The organism is Methanobrevibacter sp. (assembly GCF_045120835.1).
GTDB lineage: Archaea > Methanobacteriota > Methanobacteria > Methanobacteriales > Methanobacteriaceae > Methanocatella.
The window spans coordinates 31,359-44,734 of record NZ_JBGVFE010000034.1 but is presented as its reverse complement, the minus strand read 5'-3'; the positions used below and the strand labels follow the sequence as shown (position 1 = coordinate 44,734).

17 protein-coding genes are annotated in these 13,376 nt (G+C 35.5%); 11 read left to right on the top strand and 6 right to left on the bottom strand.

The window, feature by feature from the left end; all coding sequences use genetic code 11:
* Positions 1 to 57 precede the first annotated feature (57 nt).
* Both ACJMLO_RS03850 and ACJMLO_RS03845 read left to right on the top strand, forming a co-directional pair.
* On the top strand, positions 58 to 1,599 hold the full coding sequence (locus tag ACJMLO_RS03850) for a phenylalanine--tRNA ligase subunit alpha (RefSeq protein WP_405294095.1): 1,542 nt from the start codon (positions 58 to 60) through the stop codon (positions 1,597 to 1,599).
* Positions 1,599 to 2,372, top strand: a complete 774-nt coding sequence (locus ACJMLO_RS03845) for an exodeoxyribonuclease III (protein WP_405294093.1) — start codon at positions 1,599 to 1,601, stop codon at positions 2,370 to 2,372. The genes ACJMLO_RS03850 and ACJMLO_RS03845 overlap by 1 nt, the downstream gene beginning before the upstream one ends.
* A 10-nt stretch (positions 2,373 to 2,382) precedes the next feature.
* Here the strand turns inward: ACJMLO_RS03845 and ACJMLO_RS03840 are convergent, their stop codons facing one another.
* Both ACJMLO_RS03840 and ACJMLO_RS03835 read right to left on the bottom strand, forming a co-directional pair.
* On the bottom strand, positions 2,383 to 3,078 hold the full coding sequence (locus ACJMLO_RS03840; RefSeq protein WP_405294091.1) for a TIGR02253 family HAD-type hydrolase: 696 nt from the start codon (positions 3,076 to 3,078) through the stop codon (positions 2,383 to 2,385).
* 36 nt (positions 3,079 to 3,114) lie between these two features.
* Entirely contained in the window at positions 3,115 to 3,798 is a 684-nt protein-coding gene (locus ACJMLO_RS03835; RefSeq protein WP_405294089.1) for a DNA polymerase domain-containing protein, read from the bottom strand.
* Positions 3,799 to 3,987: 189 nt separating this feature from the next.
* Here ACJMLO_RS03835 and ACJMLO_RS03830 point away from each other — a divergent pair, with 189 nt between their 5' ends.
* The 7 genes from ACJMLO_RS03830 (at position 3,988) to ACJMLO_RS03800 (ending at position 7,714) form a co-directional block, all read left to right on the top strand.
* A complete protein-coding gene (locus ACJMLO_RS03830; RefSeq protein ID WP_405294085.1) occupies positions 3,988 to 4,332 on the top strand; it encodes a hypothetical protein in 345 nt (114 codons plus the stop codon).
* An 86-nt stretch (positions 4,333 to 4,418) separates the two neighbouring features.
* On the top strand, positions 4,419 to 4,709 hold the full coding sequence (locus ACJMLO_RS03825) for a hypothetical protein (protein ID WP_405294083.1): 291 nt from the start codon (positions 4,419 to 4,421) through the stop codon (positions 4,707 to 4,709).
* A gap of 5 nt (positions 4,710 to 4,714) precedes the next feature.
* Entirely contained in the window at positions 4,715 to 4,954 is a 240-nt protein-coding gene (locus tag ACJMLO_RS03820) for a hypothetical protein (RefSeq protein ID WP_405294081.1), read from the top strand.
* 192 nt (positions 4,955 to 5,146) lie between these two features.
* A complete protein-coding gene (locus ACJMLO_RS03815; RefSeq protein ID WP_405294079.1) occupies positions 5,147 to 5,521 on the top strand; it encodes a 30S ribosomal protein S8e in 375 nt (124 codons plus the stop codon).
* A gap of 105 nt (positions 5,522 to 5,626) precedes the next feature.
* Positions 5,627 to 6,646, top strand: coding sequence for a hydrogenase expression/formation protein HypE (gene hypE, locus ACJMLO_RS03810; RefSeq protein ID WP_405294077.1), 1,020 nt, complete (start codon positions 5,627 to 5,629; stop codon positions 6,644 to 6,646).
* A 9-nt stretch (positions 6,647 to 6,655) separates the two neighbouring features.
* Complete coding sequence (locus ACJMLO_RS03805) at positions 6,656 to 7,057, top strand: RDD family protein (RefSeq protein ID WP_405294075.1); 402 nt, start codon at positions 6,656 to 6,658, stop codon at positions 7,055 to 7,057.
* Positions 7,058 to 7,075: 18 nt separating this feature from the next.
* A complete protein-coding gene (locus ACJMLO_RS03800) occupies positions 7,076 to 7,714 on the top strand; it encodes a hypothetical protein (protein WP_405294073.1) in 639 nt (212 codons plus the stop codon).
* Here the strand turns inward: ACJMLO_RS03800 and ACJMLO_RS03795 are convergent, their stop codons facing one another.
* Together ACJMLO_RS03795 and cas4 are read right to left on the bottom strand one after the other, a co-directional pair.
* Positions 7,715 to 8,179, bottom strand: coding sequence for a thermonuclease family protein (locus ACJMLO_RS03795; RefSeq protein ID WP_405294071.1), 465 nt, complete (start codon positions 8,177 to 8,179; stop codon positions 7,715 to 7,717). It abuts the gene before it with no gap.
* 1 nt (position 8,180) lies between these two features.
* Positions 8,181 to 8,870: a CRISPR-associated protein Cas4 gene (gene cas4, locus ACJMLO_RS03790; protein ID WP_405294069.1), complete on the bottom strand. Its 690-nt coding sequence runs from the start codon at positions 8,868 to 8,870 to the stop codon at positions 8,181 to 8,183.
* 61 nt (positions 8,871 to 8,931) lie between these two features.
* Between cas4 and ACJMLO_RS03785 the strand changes: the two genes are divergently transcribed.
* Entirely contained in the window at positions 8,932 to 9,792 is an 861-nt protein-coding gene (locus ACJMLO_RS03785) for a radical SAM protein (protein ID WP_405294067.1), read from the top strand.
* Positions 9,793 to 9,822: 30 nt separating this feature from the next.
* Positions 9,823 to 11,100 carry a DEAD/DEAH box helicase gene (locus ACJMLO_RS03780; protein WP_405294065.1) on the top strand — a complete coding sequence of 426 codons (1,278 nt, stop codon included), beginning with the start codon at positions 9,823 to 9,825 and terminating at the stop codon, positions 11,098 to 11,100.
* Here ACJMLO_RS03780 and ACJMLO_RS03775 read toward each other — a convergent pair whose 3' ends face one another.
* Both ACJMLO_RS03775 and recJ read right to left on the bottom strand, forming a co-directional pair.
* Complete coding sequence (locus ACJMLO_RS03775) at positions 11,101 to 11,904, bottom strand: winged helix-turn-helix transcriptional regulator (RefSeq protein ID WP_405294187.1); 804 nt, start codon at positions 11,902 to 11,904, stop codon at positions 11,101 to 11,103. It lies immediately after the preceding gene.
* A gap of 60 nt (positions 11,905 to 11,964) precedes the next feature.
* Positions 11,965 to 13,374 (bottom strand): single-stranded-DNA-specific exonuclease RecJ, encoded by a 1,410-nt coding sequence (recJ, locus tag ACJMLO_RS03770; protein WP_405294185.1) that lies wholly within the window; start codon positions 13,372 to 13,374, stop codon positions 11,965 to 11,967.
* Positions 13,375 to 13,376 lie beyond the last annotated feature (2 nt).

Here is a 13,376-nt window from a genome sequence, read left to right as displayed (position 1 = left end):
TATTAATGGTTTTAAACATATATCATTATATTATTAATCTTAAATCATGGTGTTTAAATGAGTGAGGATATTGAAAAAACCATTAGTGAATTACATATTTATGAAAAGAAACTTCTAAAGGAACTGGAATCCAATCCAGAAGTTACTCCAAATGAAATAGCCGAAAATACCGGAATGGACATAAAGTCAGTAATGAGTGCGGCAGGGTCACTCTCTTCAAAAGACATTATTGAAGTCGATAAAAAGGTCGAAGAAACATATTCATTAACCAAGGACGGCCTCAAATATGCTGAAGAGGGACTTCCTGAACGTAAGATATTGAAGGCTTTGGCTACCAAAGACCAAATTGAGATGAAGGATTTGGCTGACGAAGCCGGAATTGATAAAAAGGAAACAGGCATTGCAATCGGATGGTTGCGCCGTAAGAACTGGGCTCAAATTGACAAGGGAGTAGTTAACATCACTGAATTTGGTAAAGATTTCGTTTCCAAAGCAGGTGGGGATGAAAAGGTATTGGATTATCTTAAAGCTAATGCTGATGGAGTTAAATTATTCACTGATGATTTGATGGATGGCTTTAAAAAGTTAACCGGTAGAAAAAACATATTGAATATTAAAAAAGAAACCTCACATTCATTTAAAATTTTACCAAAAGGTGAAGCTATCCTTAGACATGGTTTTGAAATTAAAGAGCAGGCCACTCAATTAACACATGAACATCTAAAAGAAGGTGAATGGAAAAGCCTCGAATATCGTCCATATGATATCAATGCTGAAGCTCCGATAGTATTTGCAGGCAAAAAGCATCCATTGAGGGTAATCATTGATGAGATAAGAGAAATCTTTTTGAATATGGGCTTTTCGGAAGACAATGGAGACTATGTTGAATCTGCATTCTGGAACTTTGATTCACTCTTCCAGCCTCAAGATCATGCTGCCCGTGAAATGCAGGATACATTTTATCTTAAAAATCCTCTAACTTGTGATTTGCCTGATGATGCATTGGTAAAACTCACTGCAGAAACCCATGAAACCGGTGCGGATACAGGTTCCATTGGCTGGCAATATGACTGGAGTGAAGACATCGCAAGGCAAAGTGTCTTAAGAACTCATACAACTGGAATATCTACAAAACACCTGTTTGAACATGAGCCTCCAATCAAAATGTTTTCAGTTGGCAGGGTATTCAGAAGAGAAACTTTTGATTATAAACATTTGCCTGAGTTCCATCAGGTGGAAGGTCTTGTCTGTGATGAGGGCATTAGTTATCAAAATCTTTTAGGTACTTTAAAGGAGTTTTACAAGAAATTAGGTTTTGAAGTCAGATTCAGACCGGCTTACTTCCCTTACACTTACTTGTCTACTGAAACTGAGATTTATCTTGAAGAAAAAGAAAGCTGGATTGAACTTGGTGGAGCGGGAATGTTCAGGCCTGAAGTTTTAAAACCTCTCGGCATTAACCAGCCTGCTTTGGCATTCGGTTTAGGTATTGAAAGACTTGCAATGATAAGATATGATGTTGAAGACATTCGTATGCTTTACAAAAGTGACATTAAATGGCTACGTGAATTGCCTACCGCTAATGGAGTTAAGTTATAATGTCCATTAAGTTGATTTCCTGGAATGTAAATGGTATTAGGGCAGTCTCCAAAAAGGAAGAATTTTGGGACTGGTTTGACAATACTGATGCGGATATTATTAACTTTCAGGAAGTTAGGGCTACAGAAGATAAGATTCCCAAGAAATTAGCTAATGTTGATGGTTTTCATCAGCATTTCAATGAAGCTGAAAAGAAAGGATACAGTGGAGTCGGAACATACTCCAGAATCAAACCTTTAAATGTAACTCTGGGGTTGGGTGTTGAGGAACTTGACTCAGAAGGTAGGGTTTTAAAAATAGAGTATCCTGACTTTATATTATATAATATCTACTTCCCAAACAGTGGAATGAATGCAAAAAGACTGGATTTCAAGGTTGATTTTTGCAATGCTTTGCTTGAACAATTGGTGGAACTTAAAAATGAAGGCAAAAACCTTGTTATTACAGGGGATTACAATATAGCTCATAATCCAATTGATGTGTACAATCCCAAAAACTGTGAAGGAAAATCCGGATATCTGCCTGAGGAAAGGGCATGGTTGGACCAATTGGAAGAGGCAGGCTTTATTGATACCTTTAGAATGTTTGATGAAGGTGAAAATAACTTTACTTGGTGGAGCTATAGGACTCGTGCACGTGAAAGAAACGCCGGGTGGAGACTTGACTACTTTTATGTAAATGAAGAAATCAAGGATAATGTAAAATCAGCTGAAATTTTAGATGAAATTTATGGTTCAGACCACTGTCCTGTGACTTTAGAATTAGAATTTTAAGATTTGGTGATTATAAAATAGTATTTACATCACCAATATTGTCCATAATTGTAATGTCTAATTTTTCTTTTTTGATATAATCCCTGTCGTCTTCGGTAACATCGGAATTTACAAGAATCGCTTTCATTCCTGCATTGACTGCACCTAATGCATCTGCTTTAAATTTATTACCGATCATCACGGATTTTTCGGGATTTCCTTTCATTTTTCTAAGGGCCACGTCATAAATTAATCTGTTTGGTTTTTCTTTACCGACCGCTTCGGAAGTGATGACTTCATCGAAAAATGAATGGATGTTGAGTCTTACAAGTTTTTCCCATTGTTTTATAATCAATCCGTTGGATATGACTGCTAGGCGATATCCTTGACTTTTGAGATAGATTAATGTATCAATGGTCTCTGGAAATGGTCTTAAAAGTGCCATTTTAACATTGTGGTATGTAATCATCCCAAGTGCTACAAGCATAGGATCCTCATGGCCTAAAACAACCTGGGTCAAAACATTAAAATGTTTCCCGTAATTGGATCCCTTTTCACGAATAATTGTTTTTAAAACACCATATGCTTCATCTTTGTCAAGAGGCAGTCCATTATCAACCATCAATCCAATAGCTGCTTTTCTTGCGGTTTCAGCAAAATCAGATGTGTCAAGTAATGTACCATCTATATCAAAAAATACAACACGGTCATCATCATTTTGAATCATATGATTTAAATTATAATCTTAAAAATATTTAAGTTTTTAGAAAAATGCGTCGAGACTTTGCTGGACTTCACCTGCAGCAATGTCCTGCAAATCTTTTTTGGTATATCCAAATGAATACATGATTCTTTCAACAGCGGGAATCAGCTGATTGTTGATGTAGTAGTCCTTATCATAGTCATAGCCTTCGCTATATTCATAGGGAACCGCTCTTTGGCTAATTGAACCTTTTCCCTTAACAATGATGTACTGTATGATGGTTCCGCGTGAAACCTTGATGCCATGGTCCTCGATTTTTTGGGCGGCAACCACATGTGGTCCAACTTGTTTGTACTGGTTTAATGGTTTGGTAATCTGTGTGTGAATGATGAGTTCTTTTTTGTCAACTTCTCCTTTCTTAAGTCTTTTTAGAACTTTTTTAACTTCACTGATGGCTTTGTTTGAATCCCCTTCTTTAAGGATGGCCATTAATACGGCTTCCTGGGTGTTTTTAACGATGGGCGCCCAGTCTCTTCTAACCAGTTCCAGACCTTTGGCGATAATTTCTCCATCTTCAATTACGGCATATCTTTTTTTGCTAACAAAGAAACCTCTTCTGTAAAATCCTTCATATTCTAACTCCATACTTTCCGGAAGGGTTGAATTGAGGTATTTTAAGAATTCATGAGCTTTTGCTTTAATTTCAGCTTCAAGTTCCAATTGCTCTTTTGTCTCTTGAACCATCTTGACACCTAATTAAATTATGTCGCTTTTAGTTTTAATATTTTTCTAATACAATTTTTCATACTGAATTCAATTTTATTGCTTTAATATTCTTTTATTCATATTAAAAAATCTTATTATTACTTTTCACGTGCTCTCGGACTTTTATTATATATGAAGTTTGATATAGTTAGTGTGAGGTTTGATAAAATGAAAAAAAGATTAATCTCAAGTTATGACGAAATAAATGATACATTTGTAGGCAAGGTTGACGGTGAAAAGGGCTATTGTGCAGATTATGGAATTTCAGACGGAATATATTTGGGAATCAACAATTCAAATTTCCCAAATTCAATCATTGTTCCACAAGCTTCAAAAGTTCTCGATACATCAAAAGAAACTTTGGAAAGTCCGGATGTTAAAATCAACATTAATTGTGATGATATTTTTATCCATTTTGACTTGTGCATTGAAGATTCAAAAATCTGTTCCATAACCTGTAAAAACAGCTTTGGAATTCCAAAAATGGAATGTTTGATTGATAGTAACATCTAGGTGTTACTGTCCTTATTTTTTTCAATCAATATTAAATATTACTTAATTCAATAGTTATATTGAAAATCAATTTGGAGGAAAATACTATGAAAGATTCAAAAATTAATGTTAGCTCTGGCGATGAAATTGTGATTGTTGTTCCTGAGGAAGCAATTGAAGATGGAGAGTTAGAAATTGATTTGGATGAATTGGGTATTGATGTTGAATCTTTAGACGAAGATGTTAATATTGTTATTCAAGTTGAAGGTCAAGAGGAACTTGATGATGACATTTTTGATGATGAAGATTTCTTAGATGAACCTAATGAATGGTATTTTGATGACGATCCTTATGGGGTAGTCTATTACGAGTTTCCTGAAGAAGATGATGAGGATTAGTTAAAATGGTTAAGGAAGTTCCTTATTATGCGCTTGATGAAGATGGTAATGTGGATTTGATTTCATCAAGTGGGGAAGCTTATATCGATGATGACGATTTAAGAGAACTGCTTGTTGAGCTTCTTGGAGACAATATTTCCAATGAAGAAATTCAGGAAATTCTTGATGCAGCATCGAATAAGGATATAAGCGAGGAAGAATTTGATAAATTGGTTGATGATTTCATTTTAAAAAACAAAAAGTAATTTTTCTTATTTTTGGCTCTGAAATATAACATTTATATATAATGAAAAAGTAATATTTTATTATCATTATTCTTTAAGGCTCTTTTTTGCTCTCAAAAATTAGGCTGTTATTTTTCTTGCATTCAGTTTAATTGAAAAGAGGCTTGAAGACTGCGATTATTATATTATTAATTATATTTATTAGGTGAAATAATGGCAATTTCTCAAGGAAAATCAACTAGAAGTCCATCTGGTGCAAGAAATGTTGCAAACCGTGGAAAAAGAAAATCAGAATTAGGAAGAGACCCAGCTGAAACTAGGTTAGATGAAAAAAGATTAAGAAAAATCAGAACCCGTGGTGGAAATGAAAAACTCAGATTAGCTACTGGTAATAAAATCAATGTTACTGATGCTAACGGTAAAACCCAAATCGTAGACATCTTAGGAGTAATTGAAAACACCGCAAACCCTAACTACGTAAGAAGGAACATCATTACCAAAGGTGCTATTGTAGAAACCCCTGAAGGTAATGCTAAAGTAACATCTAGACCTGGTCAAGATGGAGTTATTAACGGAATTTTAATTTAAAGATTTTTTCTTTAAATTCTCTTTTTTTATCAATTTTTTCATAATTTTATATACTTGTTTTAACAAATATTATTTTGTTAATTATATTTTTAATTAGGAGATAAAATGTCAGATGAAAAAATTAATATGAATCATGGTGCTGGTGGAGAAGTAATGGCGAATTTGATTGCCAGCACAGTTTTAGATAATATCACTAAAAAAAGTGTCAATGGTGGTATTAGCTTAGATGACTTAGATGATGGTGCATCAATTCCTTTGGGAGATTATGAAATTGTTTTTACAACTGATGGACATACAATCGATCCGTTGTTTTTCCCTGGGGGAGACATTGGCAGGATATCTGCTGCAGGAACAATTAATGATGTTTCAGTAATGGGTGCTCAGCCGTTAGCTATTTCAAATGCAATTATCATGCAGGAAGGTTTTCCAATTGAAGATTTGGACAGAATAATGAAATCTTTAAATGAAACTTGCAAGGAAGTTGATGTTGCAGTAATTACCGGTGATACTAAGGTAATGCCTCAGGATAAGCTTGAAGGTATTGTTATGGTAACAACAGGTATCGGAATTGCTAAAAAAGGTGAAGTTGTTCGTGATTCAGGCCTTGAAGTTGGTGATAAGATCATTGTCACCGGAAGTTTGGGCGATCATGGAATGAGCATCATGTCATTTAGGGAAGGTTTCGGTTTTGAAACAGATTTGAAGTCTGATGTTGCTCCTATGTGGAATATTATTAAAAAAGCTTTGGAAATTGGTGGAGTTACTGCAATGAAAGACCCTACCCGTGGAGGTTTTGCAAATGCGATTAATGAAATGGCCTCCAAGGCAGGAGTTGGTGTTGTACTCGAACAGGATGCAATCCCAATTAGAAAAGAGGTGCATGCTGTTTCTGAAATGTTAGGTATTGATCCATTTGAAGTAGCTAATGAGGGAAAAGTTGTCATGGGCGTTAAGGCGGATAAAGCTGAAGCAGTCCTTGAAGCTATTAAAGGCGAAACCTATGGTGAAAATGCAGCAATTATAGGGGAAGTTGTCGAAGGCGATTATGTTGTTGTCAACACTCCGATTGGTGGTGAAAGAATTCTTGAAGCGCCAATAGCGGATCCAGTTCCTAGAGTTTGTTAAGGTGATAATGTGGCAAGTATATTTACTAGAAGGGTAGTAGCGTATGTTCTTGATTTTTTTGTAGTCTCAGCATTTTTATGGATAGTGTCCTATTTCCTATTTGCTGTTGTAGGCGCAAAAAACGTTTATCAGGTTTATCAGTATCTGCCATTTGTAGTGCCGGTTTTAATTCTTGTCTACTTTGTAGTGTGTGAAAAACTCTTCGCTGCCAGCGTTGGCAAAGCGATGATGTATTTGGAAGTCAGGTCAAGAAATGGAGCTCGCATTTCCTGGTTGCAGGCAATCGTACGTAATTTAACCAAGATGTTTTGGATTCCTATAATTTTTGATTGGCTTATAGGTAAATTCTTACGTACTGACAGGCTATTTAATAATATTACCAGGACTACTGTGGTTGATGATCATTTTTAGGATTTGAAATTTGATAATATGATAAAAAAAGTTCAGGTACTTTGGTATTTAAACAAAGAAGATTTGGAAAATTACTGTATAGATTTTAAGGAGTATAAATCCCACAAGCTTGAAGGCTATGAGATTGTCGACGTTGATGAGGATCTGATTTATGACTTGTGTGACCGAGATCCTGATAGACTGGAGCCTTTGGGCTATTTCAAAAATGTCAAGGAACTTGAAAAATATCTCTCAGATACCATTACCAACAATGAGTTTGACTTGGAACTGGATTCTCCGGAACTTAAAGATAAAATTCAAAAGGCTATCGATTCTGTTGAATTCAGTGGTGAAGATTATTATATATCAATTGGTGAAGGAATCGGAAATGAGAATACAAGGATTGCCAGCTGGTTTGATTCACTTAGAAAGGAATATAACAGTTCTTCAAAGGACAACATCTGGGTTTTGACAGTCACCGGTTATGACCCTTATGATCTGTCTTTGACCGGCAGAACATTGTCATATGTTTTGGCAGATATTCTAAACGTAACCGAGGCATCACTTGATAATCTGATTCCAAATAAGGGACACATTAGCATTGAAGAATGGAATGAAATTTTGGATAAGGTATATAAGAAAAATAAGATATATTTGGGCTTAAACAGAGTTGTTTAACTACACTTCTCCCTTTTTAAATTCACTTGGAGTGAAATACGATATTTTGGCAAGCCCATTGTCCAGTAATTCCCTGTTGATATTTTCGCTGTCAGTATAGACAATAGCTAATGTGCGACCATACCTGTCTTTCGGCTGTTTGTCATCAACATCAAGATACACTGTTTTTCCAAGACATTTGTCACTGACAAAGTTCTTTGCTTCGCTTATTTTAACATTGTTGTCGGGAGTGCCGACCTGTACCAGTTGTACCCGTCCAACTCCGTAAACCTGGATGGTGTTTCCATCAATCACTTCAAGACATTTTCCCACTTTTTCATAATGTATGGTAGTGTTATTAATTGTCAGTGTCCCCGTTTGGTTTTCTTGAGTATTTGTATCCTCTAAAAATGAATTGGCCAGGGTTACGATAATAGTTATTAAAAATACGATTAATAATATATATGATATTGTTTTTTTGTTCATTTTAATCCTTTGAATGTTCACAATCCTTTTTAAATCTGCAGGACTTGCATTTTTTAGGATTTTTGGTAGCCATAAATGGTTTGGTTCCATCAAATAATCCTTGCATTCTGTTGATTGTGAATTCGATTTCCTTTTCAACTTCGGGAGTAAATATTTCAATCCAGAATAGGTTTTCGGTTCCCCGTTCCCTTAATGCGGCTTTGATTTTTCTATCGTCGCCGGTCATGTCCTTGTATGCAAGGCAATATGCCCTTACCTGATTCATTGTCGATTCATATGGGGTTCTTCCGGGTTTGTCATCTATTATTACAATTTCATCCGGTTTCATCCAGATTTCATCAATATATCCTCTGATTCCATAATTCGAAGACACTACAAAGCATTCTCTGGACATTATTGCATTTGTTCTGGAAGCTTCAACTGCATCTTCAAAGGTTGAGGGGGTTGAATCTTTTTTGAAGATGTCTTCAAGTTCCTTATGAATCTGGGTGCCGTGGGTCATTGCTCTTGTTGGCTGGGTTTCCACGCCCTCTACATATTCAAGATATATCTGATACTCGCAATATCCCTGCTGGTTGAGCCAGCTTATCGGGAAATTGTTTTTCCCTTCAATAATTTGAAGGCCTTTTATTGAAGGGTGCTCTTTACTTTCATATGTTCTTTCATATCCTGTTATGTTTTTCTGTAGCATGATTTTGTTTTTTGTAATTGGTAGTATAATTAATTAACTTCTAAAAATATATATTAATCTCATGCATTATGTCAATTCAAAAAGTATTCTTTCGGCCAAAAACGGGATGAACCTGTACCGTGGTTGTAGTCATGGTTGCATATATTGCGATTCTCGAAGTGAAATCTATGGAATGGATCATTCTTTTGAGGATATTGAAGTAAAAAAGAATTCACTTGATTTGCTTAAAAAGGAACTCATCAAAAGGTCTCCGTCAATGATTGGCTGCGGGGCTATGAGTGACCCGTATATTCCGCTAGAAAAAAAGATTGAATACACACGTTCCGCACTAAAACTGATTGACAGATATGGCTTTGGTTTTACCTGCATTACAAAGTCAGATTTGATTTTAAGGGATCTTGACCTGCTTAAAAGGATTAATGAGAAAACAAAGGTTGTCGTTCAAATGACATTGACTACTGCTGATGATGAGTTGTGTGGCATTCTGGAGCCGAATGTTTGTCCAACTTCAAGACGTGTGGAGGTTTTAAAAACTCTAAATAATGAAGGGATTCCTACTGTGGTGTGGCTGTGTCCGATTTTACCTTTTATCAATGACAGTGAAGACAATATTAATTCAATCATTGATTGTTGTATTGAAAGTGACGTTTGTGCAATGCTGTGTTTTGAAATGGGCCTGACTTTAAGGGAAGGCAACCGTGAGTATTTCTATAATGCATTGGATGAAAATTTTCCGGGATTGAAAGAGCAGTACATTGAAAAATTTGGGCAGAACTATGTCTTGCCAAGTCCAAATAATCGTAAATTAATGTCTATTTTTAAAAGAAGAACTTCAGATGCAGGGATTTTAACAGATAACAATGAAATATTTGAATATCTATCACAATTTCCTCAAAAAAGCATTCAATCGAAACTGATATAATTTTAAATAGCTTGTTTTTCAAATATTAACATGATGAATTTCAAGGATTTGGAAATTTCTGATGAAATTAAGAAGGCTATTGGGAGTATGGGATTTGATAGTTTGACTCCCATTCAGGAAAAGGCAATTCCCGAAGCTTTAAAGGGTACTGACATTATTGGTCAGGCACAAACCGGTTCGGGAAAAACAATAGCATATGCAATCCCAATTATTTCAAAAATATTCGTTCCGGATAAATCTCCCCAGGCAATAGTGTTATGCCCTACAAGAGAGCTGTCCATGCAGGTGGCCTCAGAAATCTCAAAAGTTGCAGCAAACATTAAAAAACTAAAGGTTTTAGCTGTTTACGGTGGTCAGCCTATTGGAAAACAAACCAGAGTTCTTAAAAAGGGAGTTCATATTGTTGTTGGAACTCCTGGTCGTGTAATTGACCATATTGATAGGGGCAATTTGGATTTGATTGGTATAGAAAGCGTTGTTTTGGATGAAGCTGATGAAATGTTGGAAATGGGTTTTAGGGAGGATATTGAAACAATTCTGGCCAATACTCCTCATCAAAGACAGACTTTGCTTTTTTCAGCTACACTTCCTAAAGAAATAAAGCAGATTGCCAAAAATTATCAGAATAATCCTAAATTTATTAAAATAGCCAACAAAAGGAAAAACATTCCGAAAATCACTCAATACGCTTTTAGATGTGATATAAAATATAAATTTAATTCATTGACAAGACTGATTGAGGCATATGATGTTAATTTGGCTTTGATTTTCTGCAATACCAAAAAAAGTGTCGATTTTGTTTTCAAACACCTTAAAAAAGAGGATTTTAAGGTTGACAGTCTTCATGGAGACATGACGCAACAGGTTAGGGATAAGGTAATGAACAAATTCAGAAATGGCAATATAGATGTTTTGGTTGCAACCGATGTGGCTGCCAGAGGCTTGGACATTGCCAATGTTGACGTTATAATCAATTATGACGTGCCTCAAAACATTGATGATTATATTCACAGAATTGGACGCACGGCAAGGGCTGGAAAAACAGGTTTTGCTTTTACCCTGATTTCAAAGGATGAGATTTCAAGGTTCAACAATATAAAAAATGATAAAAGAATCAAAATCACTGAAAAGGAATTGCCCACGCTTGGTGAAGTAAAATCCATTAAGATTGCAAAAGTTCTGGATGATGCGGGGTCGGTAATTCGTGGTGCTGATTTGAATGACTATATCAAAATTTTAAAAAATGAGTCCAAATATGATAATCTGGAACTTTCTGCGGCATTATTGAAGATGATAATGGAAAAATAGTTATTTTCCACCATCTATCATATTGAATTTGATTTTCTGATTTTCAAGTTCTCGGGTAAATGATTTGCTCATGTCTCCAACACATATTGCAAGAACATTCAACCCTTTACGGGCAGCATTTGCGGTAGCTTGAGGAGCAGCATATTCAATATCAATTTTTAAACCTAACTTTTTAGCAACAGCACGTGAAACAGTTCCTGCAATAGCAATTTTGTCTATTTCCTTTCCACTGTTGGTGCCTTTATCATAAACATTTTTTATCAGTTCCATATCGCAGGATTTTGATCCTCCTTCCTTAATTGTAGGAACATTGATGACGGTAACTTCGCCAACGTTCATGTCAATGAGTCCTGTCAGGTTAGTCAATGCAACGTCACTGTCTTTTTCAGCATCATCAAGCACAACTCCTGTTGCATTTTCTTCTTTTTTGTGGGCATATAATACTCCATCTTCCATAAACAATCCTACAATATCATCTTTTGAAAGTTTTTCTCTTGCAATTGCCGGCCAGATTGTTTTATAATGATTCATGGTCTCCAGGACTGAATCGGTATACTTTCTTAAGCTAATGGCATCTTTTTTAACCTTGTCGATACCGCTTTGAGTAATCTTGTATGGTGATCTTCCATCTTTGGAGGTTATATATCCTAATTCAATCAGTGTTTTAATATTTTCAGAAACAGCTTGTATTGTAATCCCTAATTTTTCAGCCAAATCTTTTTGTTTGAGGTGTGGGTCTTGTTTTGAAATTTCGCTTAATATTTGGAAATGTGTCAACGCACCTCTCTTTTTGAATGCTCTCATCATTTTCATTCCTCAATTTAAATTGATTAATTTTTATTTTTATCTTTACTAGTATATATACTAATTTGTTAGTTTGCCTTCAAGTTCATTATTGAATCGTTCAAGGAATTCAAGTTTTTTATCAATAGGTATGTAAGCACCGCAAGCCATTGAATGGCCTCCGCCACTTCCGCCAACTTTAGCAGAAATCTCACGGATTATATTTCCAAAGTGGATTCCATCATAGGAAAGCAGTCTAGAGCATCTAAGAGATATTTTTAATCCATTATCATCAGTTTGGGTAAATCCTATAACTGGTTTTTTCCAATTGCAGTATCCCAATATCATTCCGGTGATAGTTCCAACAATCTCAGGTTTAATGCCGGTTCCATCAAAATATTGCAAGTTTTCAAGTTCAATTATATTTGAATGTTCATTGTCTGCAACTTTTTCTATAGCTTGAGCCAAATTGCGTCTGTGGTCACGACTTACTGCCTCAAGTTCATCAAGTGAAACATATCTGTCTCCTTTCAGGACTTCCATAGCAATTTTTTCTTCGTGATTTCTTCCGCAGGCGTTCATCGCTGTTGAAAATTCAGATGCATCTCTCAAAAAGCTGGTTTCATCTTCCTTTAAGAATGTGTAGGAGTCGCCAATAATCAATTGAGGAATGTATTTTACATAGTTTCCGGGAACTACCTGGGCAATCATTGAGGACAGGCGCTGATAGAGTTTGCCTTTTTCTTCCATTGTGAGTTCATTCAATGTTTTTCTGTTGTTTTTTTCATCGATTCCAAGTTCTTCCAAAATTGCCATCGTTTCGGCAGTGTTATTTGTAATTGGAAGCTTGACATCATTAAAATATGAAAGAGCAATAAATAACGGACGTGTATTTCTTCCGTAAATGTTTAAATCATTTTTAAAGACTTCAAGATATCCGCCGTCGATTGCATCCTGTTGGATGATTTCATTCAATCCTTCAAAATGGCCGCTTTTTGTATTTTGCATATCTCCAATTGCTGAAAGCAGTCCTATCCAACTCAAATCATCATATCCAAATTCCTTTGCAAGAAAATAGCATAATCCTCCTCCGCAAACGTAATATGATCCGTCAATGCCATGATGAATGGGATTGATTTCCAGATAATCATATTCCTTGTTGTTTTTGTAGTCCAAATCTCTTAGGGGAGGATGGTGGTCAAGAATTATAATTTTTTGGTCTTTCTTTGCCTTGGTGTCAATGCGTTGGCCAGAGCCCAAATCCGAAAATATTGTAAGTTCATGGTCAAGTTCAATGTCATCCAGGACATCCAAGTTGACAAATTCAATTTCATGTTCTTTATCTTGTCTGTCTAGTATGGTTGATAGTATTGCGCCTGAACATATTCCGTCACAGTCAATATGTGAATAGACTTTAATGTCATCACATGATTCAATTATCTGCTTTGCAATGGCGTATTGTTCAGACATTAATTGTGGTATTTGCATAATAA

What these genes read in the sequence shown, in the direction of transcription:
- hypE (WP_405294077.1), top strand. Translation starts at nt 5,627, where the DNA reads ATGTCAGATGAAAAAATTAATATGAATCATGGTGCTGGTGGAGAAGTA.
- ACJMLO_RS03825 (WP_405294083.1), top strand. Translation starts at nt 4,419, where the DNA reads ATGAAAGATTCAAAAATTAATGTTAGCTCTGGCGATGAAATTGTGATT.
- ACJMLO_RS03775 (WP_405294187.1), bottom strand. Translation starts at nt 11,904, where the DNA reads ATGAGAGCATTCAAAAAGAGAGGTGCGTTGACACATTTCCAAATATTA.
- ACJMLO_RS03840 (WP_405294091.1), bottom strand. Translation starts at nt 3,078, where the DNA reads ATGATTCAAAATGATGATGACCGTGTTGTATTTTTTGATATAGATGGT.
- ACJMLO_RS03815 (WP_405294079.1), top strand. Translation starts at nt 5,147, where the DNA reads ATGGCAATTTCTCAAGGAAAATCAACTAGAAGTCCATCTGGTGCAAGA.
- ACJMLO_RS03780 (WP_405294065.1), top strand. Translation starts at nt 9,823, where the DNA reads ATGATGAATTTCAAGGATTTGGAAATTTCTGATGAAATTAAGAAGGCT.
- ACJMLO_RS03800 (WP_405294073.1), top strand. Translation starts at nt 7,076, where the DNA reads ATGATAAAAAAAGTTCAGGTACTTTGGTATTTAAACAAAGAAGATTTG.
- cas4 (WP_405294069.1), bottom strand. Translation starts at nt 8,870, where the DNA reads ATGCTACAGAAAAACATAACAGGATATGAAAGAACATATGAAAGTAAA.
- ACJMLO_RS03835 (WP_405294089.1), bottom strand. Translation starts at nt 3,798, where the DNA reads ATGGTTCAAGAGACAAAAGAGCAATTGGAACTTGAAGCTGAAATTAAA.
- ACJMLO_RS03850 (WP_405294095.1), top strand. Translation starts at nt 58, where the DNA reads ATGAGTGAGGATATTGAAAAAACCATTAGTGAATTACATATTTATGAA.
- ACJMLO_RS03845 (WP_405294093.1), top strand. Translation starts at nt 1,599, where the DNA reads ATGTCCATTAAGTTGATTTCCTGGAATGTAAATGGTATTAGGGCAGTC.
- ACJMLO_RS03820 (WP_405294081.1), top strand. Translation starts at nt 4,715, where the DNA reads ATGGTTAAGGAAGTTCCTTATTATGCGCTTGATGAAGATGGTAATGTG.
- ACJMLO_RS03785 (WP_405294067.1), top strand. Translation starts at nt 8,932, where the DNA reads ATGCATTATGTCAATTCAAAAAGTATTCTTTCGGCCAAAAACGGGATG.
- ACJMLO_RS03830 (WP_405294085.1), top strand. Translation starts at nt 3,988, where the DNA reads ATGAAAAAAAGATTAATCTCAAGTTATGACGAAATAAATGATACATTT.
- ACJMLO_RS03795 (WP_405294071.1), bottom strand. Translation starts at nt 8,179, where the DNA reads ATGAACAAAAAAACAATATCATATATATTATTAATCGTATTTTTAATA.